A 12,977-nucleotide genomic window follows, 5' to 3' on the forward strand; every position below is an offset into this window, starting at 1 on the left:
CCGGGACGGATCACCTCGGTTCGGCAGCGCGTCCGTCACACGAATCGGCGACGGCCGAGGCGAACGCCGCCATCCTGTGCCGTGCGACGTCGTAACCCCTCCGCGCGATCAGGGCATCGCGCACCTGCGGATGCACCCGCGCGGCGACACCGGTCCACCACGGCGTGTGCGACCGGGGCAGATCGCCCAGAAGCCGGTCGGACGCCGCCGTGAACACCGGCGCCAGGCGCAGGTAGTCCGGGAGGAACTCGCGCAGATCACAGTCGGCGAAGCGGTCCCGGTGCACCTGCGCGATCGCTCGCGGCAGATCGGCGTCGATGTGTGCGGCGACGCCGGACATGAGCCCGGCCATCACCGGACGGTGCGGTCGTCGTTCGTCCCGCCGCTCGCACGTCGACCATGCCCGCTGCCACATCGGCTCGCACTCCTCGCCCCGTTCGTAGGCGTCGAGGTTGCGTGTGTAGAAGGCGTCGAACCGCGGAATCAGCGTGAGCACCCAGTCGGGACGGTCGAGCACGCCGCGGTCGCACGCGGCGATCATCTCCTCGGTGACATAGGCGTACACACGCGCGAACCACTGTTTCGGATCGTTCGACGCCGCGAGCCGCTCGGCGATCGCACGCTGGCCGTCCAAGATCCGCGACGCCTCCTCGCGCAGCGGCGGCAGGAGACGGATGGTGCGAGGGGTCGCTGCGGGCGCGACGGCCGACTCGGGCGGGGTGAGCTCGGCGAGCAGATCCAGCGACTCGGCCACCTGGCGCCGCACAGTCCGCGCGATCACCGGCGTGGCCGGGCCGATCACCAGCCGCATCCGTACCGTCCACGTGAGCGTGCAGCCGGACGCCGTCGGCACGATCTCCTGTGTGCCCGAATGGTCGAGCAGTGCGGGACCGCCGTCGTACACGCGGTAGGAGAAGCTCCGGGCGAACTCGACGCGTTCGACGACCTCCTTCAACCGCACCCGGCCACCGGGAAGCGTCACCGTCCGCAGCGTACCGACGGCGTCCGGGCGGTCACCGGCTCCGAGCGCACGCAGCGCGATGGCCGCGGTGGACCAGCGGTTCATCTGGATCGGATCGGTGAGCATCGTCCACGCCCGCTCGGGCGAGCACGTCAGTTCCCTGGTCAGTCGGAACTCGGTCATGCGACTCTCCCGTACCGATCCGCGTCGGGTGCGGCCAGATCCATGCCCAATTGGGTGGTCACCATCCGCAGCTCTCGTTCGGCGATCCGACTGTCCGAGCCGAACACACCCATCGCTCGCAACACCTCCCGGGACCGGACCAGCGGCCGAGCCAGTACGACCAGGTTGTGCAGGGGCGTGGCGCGCAGCCCCAGCGCGGCCGCGACGTCGTCGTCGACCCAGCGGGTCGACACGCTCGCGAACACGGTCCGGAGCAGTGGCCTGGTCATGCTGTGGACGGCGCCGTTGATCGCCTGCGCCAGCGGCGGAGGCAGCGGTAACGGGATCTCGGTGCGGTAGCCGTCGTCGAGCAGGGCGGTGACCAGGATCCGCGCGTGCGGATCGGGCTCCATCCGGAATGCGCGGGCCACCTCGTCGATCTCGGCGGCGTCGGCGAAACTGCGGGGGAGCAGGTCGTCGTCGACGCCCATCAACCATCCGAGCCACCGCCACATGTGGGTGATCGCCTCCCGCTCGGCGTGTGAGTACCGCAGCCCGAAGTCGTGTCCGACCCGCAACGGCAGCGCCAGGAAGCCCGCGGTGATCGTGAACTGGCTGTACGTCTGATTGATCGGCACTCCCCACTGCGCGGTGTCCCAGCCCTGACGCTGCACCAGGTGGTAGCGGACCATCGCGTGGACCAGGCGGATCCGCAGCGTCTGCACCCACCCGGGCGCTCCGGGTTCGGCGTGACCGGGAGCGGTGGCCAGGGCGACCCATCGGGCCGTCGCCTGGACGCGATCCCAGGTCCCCTCGGTGAGTCGGCCGGTCTCGGCGAGCGGCCGGGTGAACCCCCGAGCCTGATAGCCGTAGATCAACGACTGGTAGAGCGTCGACGACTGCAGTGACCCGAACCGCCACCAGGCCGTCGCCCCGGCGTGTGCGAGCGCCGGGTCGTACCAGGTCGGCGGAGTGCGGACATGTTCGAGGAAGGCGGCCAGGGCGGGGGTGGCCGCGGTGACGGAGTCGGGATCGTCGAGGGCGGCCATCACCGCGCCCCACTCCATGGCGTCGGCGCCGCCGCGCCGGGCGAAGAACTCCGCGACGACGGCGTCGCCCAGGCGATCGCCCTTCATCAGGCCGTCGGCCATGCTCGCGGCACGCGCGGGCCGCTGCGCGGCGACCGTCTCCCAGTTACGTGCGCCGGTGATCGCTGCTGCTTGCTCCGCCGTGACGTTCCCCATAAAAGACAGTGTGTTCTTTTGTGAGACGAAGGTCAAGGATCGTCTCGGTGTGGTGTGGTGTGGTGTGGTGTGGTGTGGTGTGGTGCGGCGCGGTGCGCTAGGGATTGGCCGCCGACAGTCCCGACCACAACAGCGAGGTCACGTGGTCGACGAGCTCGTCGCGGCCTATCTCACGCGTGACGGCCCACCACTCGACGCTCGCGGCGACGGCGCCGACCATCGCGCGCGCCCACACGGGAGCGGGCGCCGGGTCGAGGTCGCGTGCGGCGAATCCGGCGGTCAGCACCTGCGTCAGTGTGGTCTCGACGAACGACCGCCCGTCGGTGTGCCACCGCGCCGCCAGGACGGGAGCGAGATCGGGATGATCGTCGAACCAGGACGCGAGGAGGTCGACGGCGGCGCGGGTCTGGGCGCGGGGATCGTCGTCGCCCGCCGCGAGCGAGCGCATGCCGTCCACGATCCGACCCGAGTGCCGAGCGGCGAGCGCGTCGAGCACCGCGTCGCGGTCGGCGAAGGCCGCGTACACCGCCGACCTGGTGAGCCCGGCCTGCGCGGCGACGTCCGCGAGCGAGGCTCCCGCGCCGGTATGGGCGATCGCCCGTTCGGCGGCGTCGAGCAGTTCCTCGCGACGCACGTCGTGGTCGACGCCGGGCCCGGGCGGGCGGCCTCGTCGCCGATTGATCTGACTCACAGGGGTGACGCTACGGGAACCTCGGCGGGTCGCCGGGAGTTATGTCCTCGATATGGCACCGTAGGTGTCGCTCCCGCTTCGGAAGGACTGATCAGCTGTGTCGACGGCTACCACTCTGCGCCGCCTCACCCTGCCTGTGATGGCGGGCCTGGCAGCCGTCTCGCTGACCGCCTGCAACATCGAGATGCCGTGGGACGGACCCGAGATCCCCGACGGTCTGCCGCCGGGACCGGGAGTCCAGCAGCCGTTCGTCGACATCGATGCGCCCGGTCGTACCGCGGAGACCCTCCGTGAGTGGGCGACGCCGATCTCGGAGGACACCGGCATCGACCTGGTCGCGCTCGAGGCGTACGGCAACGCCGCCGAGATACAGCGGCAGCAGCACCCCGAGTGCGGCATCGCCTGGACGACCATCGCCGGGATCGCAGGTGTGGAGACCAAACACGGCACCCACCGCGGTTCCGAGATCGCCGCCAACGGTGATGTACGACCGGTGATCCGAGGCCCGCAACTCGATGGGACCAACGGCAACTGGGAGATCCGCGACACCGACAACGGCAGACTCGACGGTGACAAGGAGTACGACCGCGCCGTCGGTCCGTTCCAGTTCATCCCGGAGACGTGGAAGCGCTTCGGCGTCGACGCGAACGGCGACGGCAAGGCCGACCCCGACAACATCGACGACGCCGCCCTCTCGGCAGCCCGCTACCTGTGCGTGTCCTCCGGCGGCGACATGACCACGCCGGAAGGATGGGAGAAGGCGATCCTGACCTACAACAACTCGATGGACTACGTCCTGCGGGTGCGCAACCACGCCAACGCGTACTCGGTCAACGTCAGGTACTGACGGGGCATCGCCGCGGCGAGCCATTACCCTAGTAGGCGTACCGAAGACGACGTCTGTCCAGGCGTCACCCGCGACCATCTGAATGGGGCTGGAACAAGTGGCAATTATCGAGCAGGTCGGCGCGCGCGAGATCCTCGACTCCCGAGGCAACCCGACCGTCGAGGTGGAGGTCGTCCTCGACGACGGCACGTTCTCGCGGGCGGCCGTCCCGTCGGGTGCGTCGACCGGTGAGCACGAGGCCGTCGAACTGCGTGACGGCGGTGACCGGTACCTCGGCAAGGGCGTCACCAAGGCCGTCGAGGCGGTGCTCGGCGACATCGCCCCCGAGGTGATCGGCATCGAGGCCGACGATCAGCGTGTCCTGGATCAGACCCTGGTGGACCTGGACGGCACCCCGAGTAAGTCGCGTCTGGGCGCGAATGCTCTGCTGGGCGTCTCGCTGGCCGTCGCACGCGCGGCCGCCGAGTCGGCAGGCCTGCCGCTGTTCCGTTACGTCGGCGGACCCAACGCGCACATCCTGCCGGTCCCGATGATGAACATCATCAACGGCGGCGCGCACGCCGACAACGGCATCGACTTCCAGGAGTTCATGATCGCGCCGATCGGTGCTCCCACGTTCAAGGAGTCGCTGCGCTGGGGCGCCGAGGTGTACCACGCACTCAAGTCGGTGCTGCACAAGCAGGGCATGAGCACCGCGCTCGGCGACGAGGGCGGTTTCGCCCCCGACCTGCCGAACACCGAGGCCGCCCTCGACGTCATCGCCACCGCCGTCGGCAACGCCGGTCTGAAGTTCGGCAGCGACGTCGTCGTCGCTCTCGACTCGGCCTCGACCGAGTTCTTCCGCGACGGTGCGTACCAGTTCTCGGGATCGGCGCAGACCGCCGACCAGATGATCGAGTTCTACCGCAAGCTCGTCGCCGACTACCCGATCGTCTCGATCGAGGACGGACTGGCCGAGGACGATTGGACCGGTTGGGCCGCGCTCACCGAGGCCATCGGCGACAAGGTGCAGCTCGTCGGCGACGACCTGTTCGTCACCAACCCGGAGCGCCTGGAAGAGGGCATCACCAAGGGCATCGCGAACGCGCTGCTGGTGAAGGTCAACCAGATCGGCACGCTGACCGAGACGCTCGACGCTGTCGCGCTGGCCCACAACGCGGGCTACAAGACGATGATGAGCCATCGCTCGGGCGAGACCGAGGACACCACCATCGCCGATCTGGCCGTCGCGTGCAGCAGCGGCCAGATCAAGACCGGTGCGCCGGCCCGGTCGGAGCGCGTCGCCAAGTACAACCAGCTCCTGCGCATCGAAGAGGGACTCGGCGACGCCGCCCGGTACGCCGGCGACCTGGCGTTCCCGCGCTTCGAGGCCTGAGCGGTCGGCACGAATGGCTGAATCGACTTCCGGACGCGGCAACCGGGGCCGGACCACCCGACGGGCCGACCGGCCCGGCCGGGCGCGTCCGACCACCCGCCGCGTCCGGAGTCGAGACCAGCACGACGACGATCTCGGAGCGCTCGCCGACGCCGTCTCGGAGAATCCGTCGCGCCCGCCCGTCGAGGAGGCCCAACCGTATCGCCGGTCGACGCGCGGTCGCGGCGGCACTCGGGGGAGCAGGCCGGGCATCGTGTCGAGGCTGGGGCGCGTCGATCCGAAGCGCGCCGCGGTGATCACCCTGGTCGTCGTCTTCCTCGCGCTGACGCTGGCCGTCCCCGTCCGAACGTATCTCTCGCAGCGCAGCGAGTTCAACGAGTTGCGGGCCGAGAACGCCGCATTGCAGGCGGAAGTCGCCGAATACGAGCGCAAGGTGGTCGAGCAGAACGACCCGGCGTACATCGAGGCGCAGGCACGTAAGCGGTTGCAGATGGTCAAACGCGGGGAACGTCAGGTGATCGTCATCGCGCCGAGCAGAGAACAGCAGGAAGCCGCGGAACGCGCCGAACGCGAGCGCGAATCCAATCCGTGGTACCAGAACATGTGGGATGCGGTGTCCACACCGCCGGAGGGCAAGTGAGCGTTTCCGACAACGACCTCGCGGCCGTCGAGCGACAGCTCGGACGGACGCCGCGCGGCGTTCTTGAAGTGAGTTACCGGACCCCGGACGGTGAGCCGGCGGTGGTGAAGACCGCGCCGCGGCTGCCCGACGGCACCCCGTTTCCGACGCTCTACTATCTGACCGACCAACGGCTGACCGGCGCGTGCAGCCGTCTCGAGTCCGGCGGCGTGATGCGCGAGATGCAGGCACGTCTGGCCGACGACGATGAACTCGCCGCAGGATATCTGAGTGCGCACCGGAGCTATCTCGCCGAACGCGACGAGATCGAGTCGCTGGGCACCGACTTCACCGGGGGCGGCATGCCCGACCGGGTGAAGTGCCTGCACGTCCTGGTCGCGCACTCGCTGGCCAAGGGGCCGGGCGTCAACCCGCTCGGCGACGAGGCCGTCGCGATGCTCGCCGATGTGGAGAAGCTGCGCGGCGTCGCGGTGCCCGCCGACTGGCCCGCGCTGCCGGACTCCGCCGAATGACCCGCGTCGCCGCCGTCGACTGCGGCACCAACTCGATTCGCCTGCTCATCGCCGAGCCCGCCGACGACGGCTCACTCGTCGACGTGGCCCGCGACATGCAGGTGGTCCGTCTGGGGCAGGGGGTCGATGCGACCGGCGAGTTCGCGCCGGAGGCCATCGAACGTGTGCGTGCCGCGCTGGCCGACTACGTCGACGACATGATCGATGCGAGCGTCGACCGTGTTCGGATGGTCGCGACGTCGGCGACCCGTGACGCCGGCAACCGCGACGAGTTCTTCGCGATGACCGCCGGTCTGCTGGGGGAGGTGCAGCCGGGCGCCGTCGCCGAGGTGATCTCCGGCGAGGAGGAGGCCCGCCTGTCGTTCCGCGGCGCGGTCGGCGACCTCGACCCCGCCGACGGACCGTTCGTCGTCACCGATCTGGGCGGTGGCAGCACCGAGGTGGTCGTCGGATCGGTGAGCGGCGGGGACGCCGTCGTCGCCGGTGCCTATTCGACGAACATCGGCTGCGTCCGTCTGACCGAGCGTGCTCTGGCGTCCGATCCGCCGACCCTCGACGAGGTCGACGCCGCCGTCGGCTATGCCCGGCAGGAGCTGGCGAAGGCGTTCGCCGCCGTGGACGTCTCGGCCGCGCGGACGTGGGTGGGCGTTGCGGGAACGCTCACGACGTTCGCCGCGCTGCACGCCGAACTCGACCACTACGATCCCGACGTGATCCACCTGTCGCGGATTCCGCTGGCCGACCTGCACAGGCTGTGCTCGAAGATCGTGTCGATGACCCGCGCGGAGCGTCTGGCGCTGGGGCCGATGCATCCGGGTCGAGCCGACGTGATCGGCGGCGGCGCACTCGTCACGCAGGAGTTGGCTCGCAACTTCGCCGATCGCGCCGCCATCACCGAGATGGTCGTCTCCGAACACGACATCCTCGACGGGATCGCGCTCGGGCTGCTCGAGTAGCACGGAAGTGGCCGCCGACTCCGTTCACGTTCAGCCCGCGGGGACGGTGCGCTCGCGCACGGTGGGGTCCGGCGATGTGGAGTCGGTGCGTCGGGACGGTCCAGGCCTCCGTGTGAGGGGCAGGAGCGCCCCCGCGCCGATGAGCGCGATCGCTCCCGACACGACGAGGAACCGCCAGTCGCCGAGCCAGGCGCCGACCAGCGGACTACTCGCGCGAGCTAAGGCGATCGGAACTGAGATGATCGCGAGAACACTGGCGAATCGAGCTATGCCGAAGGAGTCCGCGACGATCGACGGCCGGGCGATCACCCCGATGCCCTGACCCAAGCCGACAGCGGCCACACACAGCAGGGTCAACGGGATCGACAGACCTGCTAGGGGGAGCAGCAGCAACCCGGCGCCCTGGATCGCGAACGCGATCGCCGACGCCACCGTCATGGACAGAACCCGGACGAACGCACTGATCATCAACCGGGACAAGACCTGGAGGACGCCGATCGCGATCGGGATCGACGTGGCCACCGCTTCGGAATGCCCGACGTCTCGCAGATAGGTGACGACCAATAGGAGAAACGCCGACACCGACGCGGCCTGAGCGACGAAGGCGACCAGTACCAGCCAGAAGTCGGTGCTGCGCACCGCGGCACCCACTGACGAACCCGGCCGATGCTGCACGCGCGCCCGGTGATCGTCCCCGCTCGGAAGCGCGAACAGATGCGCGGGCACCGACACCGAGAGCATGACCGCCGCCAGGACGATCAGTGTCGACCGCCAGCCGAGCGTCGCATTCAGCCACCCCATCAGCGGGTACACCGCGTAGGTGCCGAGCCCGGCGATCATCGTCACCGCGAGTATCGAGCGATCGCGATGTTCCACTGAGGTAGCGACGACGATGACCGCGAACGCGGCCTCGTACGTCGACATCACGATCGACATTCCGATCAGCACGAAAGCGCCGTAGACCACGGTGAGCGACGCGGCGTGCGACCACAGCAGCACTCCGACCGCTCCGATCACCGAGCCCGCAGTCATCAACGCACGTCCGCCGTGCCGATCGAGTGCGACTCCGACCGGAAATGCGGCGGCGGCTCCGACGAGTGTCGACACAGTCGATGCGCCGGCGACAGCGGTCCGCGACACCCCGAGTTCGTCGGCCATCGGATCAAGGACGACCGGAAGGATCTGAATCATGGCGATGAAGCCGATCATGCTCGTCAGCGAGAACGCTGCGACCAGGAGCTGCCGCGAGCCGGGTGTGCGCCAGGGGCGTGGTCGAAGCTGGGCGATCATCCTTTAAGGAGTGGTAGGAGATCCCGCCCCTGGCGTTCGATCTCTCGGCGATACGGGGTGTCGGACAGAACGAAATGAGAGATGCCCAGATCTTCGTATCGCTTGAGCGTCTTGGCGACCTCGGCCGCCGAGCCGACGATCCATGTGCTGCCCGCACCGCCGCCACCGACCCGGGCCGGTGCGGTGTACAGATTGTCGTCCAGTACGTCGCCGCGCGCCGAGAGATCGTACAGCCGCTGTTGCCCGACGGCGCGTCTGCGGTGCGGGTTGTCCCCGACCCGTGCCGGTCGGTCGGAGCGGGCGGCGTTCTCGGCCATCGCCGCGACCCGCGCCTGTGCATCGGCCCAGGCCTGCTCGGACGTGTCCCGTACGACAGTGGTGACGCGAAGACCGAACTCGAGCGGCGGTAGATCACGGCACTGGGTCGCCTCCAAAGACTTGAGCCGATCGATGCGTTCGGCGACATCGTCGAGCGGTTCTCCCCAGAACAGCTGAACGTCGGCCTGCTGTGCAGCGACCTTCTCCGCAGCTGCGGACGCGCCGCCGAAATAGATGGTCGGGTGCACTCGATCACCACGCTGTTCGATGCGGGGCACCACCGTGGAGTTCTCGACCTCGAAATGTTCGCCGCGGTATGTCACGTCCTCCTGCGTCCACAGCTTCCTGGTCAGCTCGATGAACTCGCGGGTCCGGTCGTATCGGTCCGCCTGGGCCGCGTCGGCGTCACCGTATGCGGCGAGATCGTCCTTGCCCGAGACGATGTTGATGCGCAGTCGTCCGCCGCTGAGGTGGTCGAGGGTGGCGGCGGCCGATGCGAAGTTGGCCGGCCGCCAGTATCCCGGGCGGATCGCGACCAGCGGTTGGAATGTCGTCGTCCGTGCGGCGAGCGATGCGGCGACCGTGAACGTGTCGGGTCGCCCCCAACCGGTGCCGATGAGTGCGCCGGACCAGCCATGGTCTTCAAGCGCGACGGCATGGGCGGAGAGGGCTTCGAGGCTGTTGTGGTCGCCGACGGCGTCGTCGCCGCGATGGCCGGGGCTGACCTCGTTGGGGATGTACCAGAGGAACTGTGAACTCATCGGTGAGTCTCCGATCGTGGGGCGGGAAGGGGTCAGCGGGCGAGCTGGGCGAGCTGAGCGTCCCGAATGTCCGAGCGCTGGCCCTGGACCAGGACGAACAGTGCGTTGCGTGCGTGGAGTTGTGCGGTGTCGTCTGCAGCTAGCCCACGGCCGGCACGTGTGATGACGAGTGCTCGACTGATAGTGGCCAGCGCCTCGCCGACCGCGACCCTGGTCGCCAGACGCTCCGCGACGCGGTACGCGATGTCGCCTCGGCTCGCGGCCTCGTCGGAGAGCCGGTACGCAGCGGCGCGGAGCCGGGTCAGGCGTGGCCGCCATACGGCGGCGACGTCGACGGCGCGCGGGTTCGATTCGTCGGACAGTTCGCGGAGGATCGCGGCCGCCACCCCGAAATGGTGTGCCCGGGCATCGCTCGCCGACGCGCGGTCGACGACGTTCCAGTCGGCGAGCGGTTCCACGTCGAGAACACTGTCGTCGGGAACGAAGACATCGTCGATGCGGACCCGCTCAGTACGACTGCCGTGCGCGGCGTGCAGATCCAACGGCGACGCCGTCATACGACCGCTGACGGGCACGATCGCGGTCACCACGCGTTCGGTCTGAGCATGGACGCCGGAGACGAGCAGGGCAGAACTCAGCCCCCATCCGCTCACCCACGAGACGGTGCCGGACAAGATCCATCCGCCCGACGTCGGGCGAGCCGACACATGACGGTCTGGGTAGCCCCGTACATCGCTCAGAGCGGCGCCGAGGAGCAGTCGGCCGGAGAGGATCTCCATGACCAACGGTCCCGTGATGCGGTCGCTCGCGGCGGCCTTTGCGACCCGAGCGACGACGGGCGCGTGCTGCGTCCATACCAGCCACGTGTTCAGACAGGCCTCAGACAGGATCTCGTGGATCCTGCGGTCCGTGGCGCGGCCGATAGCGGCACCACCGAACGCAGATGGTGCGAGATGATTGAGGAGGCCCAGGTCGGACAGGTCCGCGACGCGGTCGGCGGGTACCCCGTGTCGGTCGGTGTGCAGTGCCGACGGCGCCAGCACAGTGTCGGCGTATCGCTGCACCCGTCCGATGAACGGGTGGTCGTCGTCGACGTCTCCCTCTGTTCGGTGGTCCGCAAACGCGGCAGTCATCTGGCAACGTCCTTTCCTCACGCTGCACGTGAGACATGGGAGGGGTGACGAGGGGAGCCGACCGAGTACCGCCGAACGCACCGGACGGATGGGGGTCGGCACGCCTATGCGGACGACTCGGCGAGCCTGACGTCGAAAGCTACTCGGACGACTCGACCGCGCGCGACCGTTTTGTGCGTCGTGAATCCAAATCGAGAGTAAGACTCTGTGCGATTTGAAGGAGGGCGGCGGCCTAGGGCTGCGGATAGTGTTCGACTTCAGTGGAAATCTGTTGGTCCGGCAGACCGAATCGGGTCATTCGCCCCTGAAGGACACGATTCCACCGGCAGTGAAGTCTGTCTCCGAATTGCCGGCGAGAACGCTGATTCTCGTCGGAGGAAACGTCTATGAACCCGGTGGGAAATCTGGTTCCCGGAGATTATTCGTATGTGTGCATGTGAAAGGACACGATCGTGATATCGAACGCCTGGAAGAATGGCGCTGCACTCGTTGTGGCCGGTAGTGTCATCGCGGCGCTGGCCGGGTGCGGCCAACGCCTGGACTCGAATGACGGTGGCACGCCCACGTACGGCGGTGCTCTCACCTTTTACGATCCCGTGCAGTACGACGCGTGGAAGCCGACGAACTCGCTGTGGTCGAACAGCCAGGTCGCCAACAACATCGCTGAGCGTCTGATCTGGCAAGACCCGAAGACCGGCGAATACAAGCCGTGGCTCGCCGAGTCCTGGACGACATCCGACGACGGACTCTCGTACACCTTCACCCTGAAGGACGGCGTGACTTTCAGCGACGGGACGCCACTCGATTCCGCAGTGGTCAAACGCAACTTCGACCAGCACGGAATAGGCGACGAGAACCGAGGAATCACCAAGGATCCGTTCTGGCTGAATTACGCGGGCACGGACACTCCCGATGCGAAGACCGTTGTCGTGCGACTGACCGAGCCGAATGCGGCGTTCCTTCAGCTCTTCTCGAACTATCGGGCGAGTTCCATTCTCGCCAATTCGTTCCTCGACCGCGACCTCAACGGACAGAGCGACCTCAAGAACTGGGTCGGCACCGGACCTTTCGTCGTGGATTCGGTGGACGGCACCAACGGAGTGACATTGACGCGTCGCGACGACTACGACTGGGCGCCCGGCGGGTCGACGCACCAGGGCAAGGCGTACCTGGACAAGGTCGTGTTCAAAACGGTGGCCGAAGGTGGAACGCGCGTCGGTGCTCTGACGACGGGCGACGCGCAGATCGCTCGGAACATCGCGCCCTACGACGAGGAGACGGTCTCCGCGGGTGGAGGCGAGATTCTCGCGGTTCCAGTCCAAGGCGAGACCAACGATCTCACTGCGACCCTTAATGAGGACTCCCCGATTCGCGACAAGCAAGTGAGGCTCGCGCTGCAGGCTGCGACCGATCGCAAGGCGATCAACGAGACGGCGCTGTCACCGAGCTATCCGATTCCGACGAGCGCGCTCGTCAAGGGCACTCCGTTGCGCGCCGACTCGAGCCGATTCCTCGGCTACGACCTGGACAAGGCCAAGGACCTGCTCGATGAGGCGGGCTGGAAGGTCGGCTCCGACGGAATCCGTTCGAAGAACGGCCAACGACTCTCCCTCCCGCTGCGCGTCGCGCCGTACTACCAGGTGTCGCAGTCTGTGCTCGAGGTGCTGCAGTCGCAGTGGCGGAAGGCCGGGGTCGAGATCACGCTCACCAGTCCCTCGCTCACCGAGTACGAGTCGCAGCTCGCGACAGGCAAGAACTGGTATCTGACGCAGGGACAGAACTCGACGGCTGAGCCGGGCGTCCTAGCGATCACCTACGGCTCTGACCAGCAGAATTCGTTGAAGAACCCGGTCCCGGATGCGAAACTCGACTCGCTGATCGCGGCGCAGGCCGCCGAGCGGGATCCGGCCGAGCGGAAGAGCCGGATCGCTGACCTCGAAACGTACATCTTCGAGCAGGGCTATTCGATTCCGTTGTACGACGAGACCCAGGTGTTCGCCCTGGCGCCGAGCGTTCACGGATTCGGTACCGAGTCGACCGCGCGCTCGTGGTTCTACGACACCTGGCTCACCTCGGGAGGCAACTGA

The 12,977-nt window shown here is 68.0% G+C and carries 12 protein-coding genes; 6 read left to right on the forward strand and 6 right to left on the reverse strand.

The genetic code is table 11. From position 1 onward, the window contains the following. Positions 1-10 precede the first annotated feature (10 nt). The 3 genes from BKA16_RS09640 to BKA16_RS09650 all read right to left on the reverse strand — a co-directional run bounded on the left by BKA16_RS09640 (position 11) and on the right by BKA16_RS09650 (position 3,058). Complete coding sequence (locus tag BKA16_RS09640) at positions 11-1,144, reverse strand: SRPBCC family protein (protein ID WP_183370441.1); 1,134 nt, start codon at positions 1,142-1,144, stop codon at positions 11-13. Beyond that, a complete protein-coding gene (locus BKA16_RS09645; RefSeq protein WP_183370442.1) occupies positions 1,141-2,367 on the reverse strand; it encodes an oxygenase MpaB family protein in 1,227 nt (408 codons plus the stop codon). Before BKA16_RS09645 ends, BKA16_RS09640 begins: the two co-directional genes overlap by 4 nt. A gap of 97 nt (positions 2,368-2,464) precedes the next feature. Beyond that, positions 2,465-3,058, reverse strand: coding sequence for a TetR family transcriptional regulator (locus tag BKA16_RS09650; protein WP_183370443.1), 594 nt, complete (start codon positions 3,056-3,058; stop codon positions 2,465-2,467). A gap of 139 nt (positions 3,059-3,197) precedes the next feature. Here BKA16_RS09650 and BKA16_RS09655 point away from each other — a divergent pair, with 139 nt between their 5' ends. From BKA16_RS09655 to BKA16_RS09675, 5 genes are all read left to right on the forward strand, one after another. Continuing rightward, the gene (locus BKA16_RS09655) at positions 3,198-3,905 is read left to right on the forward strand and encodes a lytic transglycosylase domain-containing protein (protein WP_183370444.1); all 708 of its coding nucleotides are present in this window, start codon (positions 3,198-3,200) and stop codon (positions 3,903-3,905) included. A gap of 97 nt (positions 3,906-4,002) precedes the next feature. Continuing rightward, the gene (gene eno / locus BKA16_RS09660; RefSeq protein ID WP_183370445.1) at positions 4,003-5,280 is read left to right on the forward strand and encodes a phosphopyruvate hydratase; all 1,278 of its coding nucleotides are present in this window, start codon (positions 4,003-4,005) and stop codon (positions 5,278-5,280) included. 13 nt (positions 5,281-5,293) lie between these two features. Further along, complete coding sequence (locus tag BKA16_RS09665; protein ID WP_183370446.1) at positions 5,294-5,920, forward strand: FtsB family cell division protein; 627 nt, start codon at positions 5,294-5,296, stop codon at positions 5,918-5,920. Then, positions 5,917-6,432 (forward strand): DUF501 domain-containing protein, encoded by a 516-nt coding sequence (locus BKA16_RS09670; RefSeq protein ID WP_183370447.1) that lies wholly within the window; start codon positions 5,917-5,919, stop codon positions 6,430-6,432. The genes BKA16_RS09665 and BKA16_RS09670 overlap by 4 nt, the downstream gene beginning before the upstream one ends. Then, on the forward strand, positions 6,429-7,388 hold the full coding sequence (locus BKA16_RS09675; RefSeq protein WP_183370448.1) for a Ppx/GppA phosphatase family protein: 960 nt from the start codon (positions 6,429-6,431) through the stop codon (positions 7,386-7,388). Before BKA16_RS09670 ends, BKA16_RS09675 begins: the two co-directional genes overlap by 4 nt. A 30-nt stretch (positions 7,389-7,418) precedes the next feature. Here BKA16_RS09675 and BKA16_RS09680 read toward each other — a convergent pair whose 3' ends face one another. The 3 genes from BKA16_RS09680 to BKA16_RS09690 are packed head-to-tail and all read right to left on the reverse strand — an operon-like array spanning position 7,419 to position 10,890. Next, positions 7,419-8,678, reverse strand: a complete 1,260-nt coding sequence (locus tag BKA16_RS09680; protein ID WP_183370449.1) for an MFS transporter — start codon at positions 8,676-8,678, stop codon at positions 7,419-7,421. Continuing rightward, complete coding sequence (locus BKA16_RS09685) at positions 8,675-9,757, reverse strand: LLM class flavin-dependent oxidoreductase (RefSeq protein ID WP_183370450.1); 1,083 nt, start codon at positions 9,755-9,757, stop codon at positions 8,675-8,677. The genes BKA16_RS09680 and BKA16_RS09685 overlap by 4 nt, the downstream gene beginning before the upstream one ends. A 32-nt stretch (positions 9,758-9,789) precedes the next feature. Next, positions 9,790-10,890, reverse strand: a complete 1,101-nt coding sequence (locus BKA16_RS09690) for an acyl-CoA dehydrogenase family protein (RefSeq protein WP_183370451.1) — start codon at positions 10,888-10,890, stop codon at positions 9,790-9,792. Positions 10,891-11,381: 491 nt separating this feature from the next. Between BKA16_RS09690 and BKA16_RS09695 the strand changes: the two genes are divergently transcribed. Further along, positions 11,382-12,977, forward strand: a complete 1,596-nt coding sequence (locus BKA16_RS09695; protein WP_343067351.1) for an ABC transporter substrate-binding protein — start codon at positions 11,382-11,384, stop codon at positions 12,975-12,977.

Origin of the sequence: Gordonia humi (genome assembly GCF_014197435.1) — a bacterium.
In the GTDB taxonomy this organism is placed as follows: domain Bacteria; phylum Actinomycetota; class Actinomycetes; order Mycobacteriales; family Mycobacteriaceae; genus Gordonia; species Gordonia humi.

Bases quoted from the DNA above. Each gene is read 5' to 3' on its own strand.
- BKA16_RS09645 (WP_183370442.1), bottom strand. From the start codon at position 2,367: ATGGGGAACGTCACGGCGGAGCAAGCAGCAGCGATCACCGGCGCACGT.
- BKA16_RS09685 (WP_183370450.1), bottom strand. From the start codon at position 9,757: ATGAGTTCACAGTTCCTCTGGTACATCCCCAACGAGGTCAGCCCCGGC.
- BKA16_RS09665 (WP_183370446.1), top strand. From the start codon at position 5,294: ATGGCTGAATCGACTTCCGGACGCGGCAACCGGGGCCGGACCACCCGA.
- BKA16_RS09680 (WP_183370449.1), bottom strand. From the start codon at position 8,678: ATGATCGCCCAGCTTCGACCACGCCCCTGGCGCACACCCGGCTCGCGG.
- BKA16_RS09675 (WP_183370448.1), top strand. From the start codon at position 6,429: ATGACCCGCGTCGCCGCCGTCGACTGCGGCACCAACTCGATTCGCCTG.
- BKA16_RS09690 (WP_183370451.1), bottom strand. From the start codon at position 10,890: ATGACTGCCGCGTTTGCGGACCACCGAACAGAGGGAGACGTCGACGAC.
- BKA16_RS09640 (WP_183370441.1), bottom strand. From the start codon at position 1,144: ATGACCGAGTTCCGACTGACCAGGGAACTGACGTGCTCGCCCGAGCGG.
- BKA16_RS09655 (WP_183370444.1), top strand. From the start codon at position 3,198: ATGGCGGGCCTGGCAGCCGTCTCGCTGACCGCCTGCAACATCGAGATG.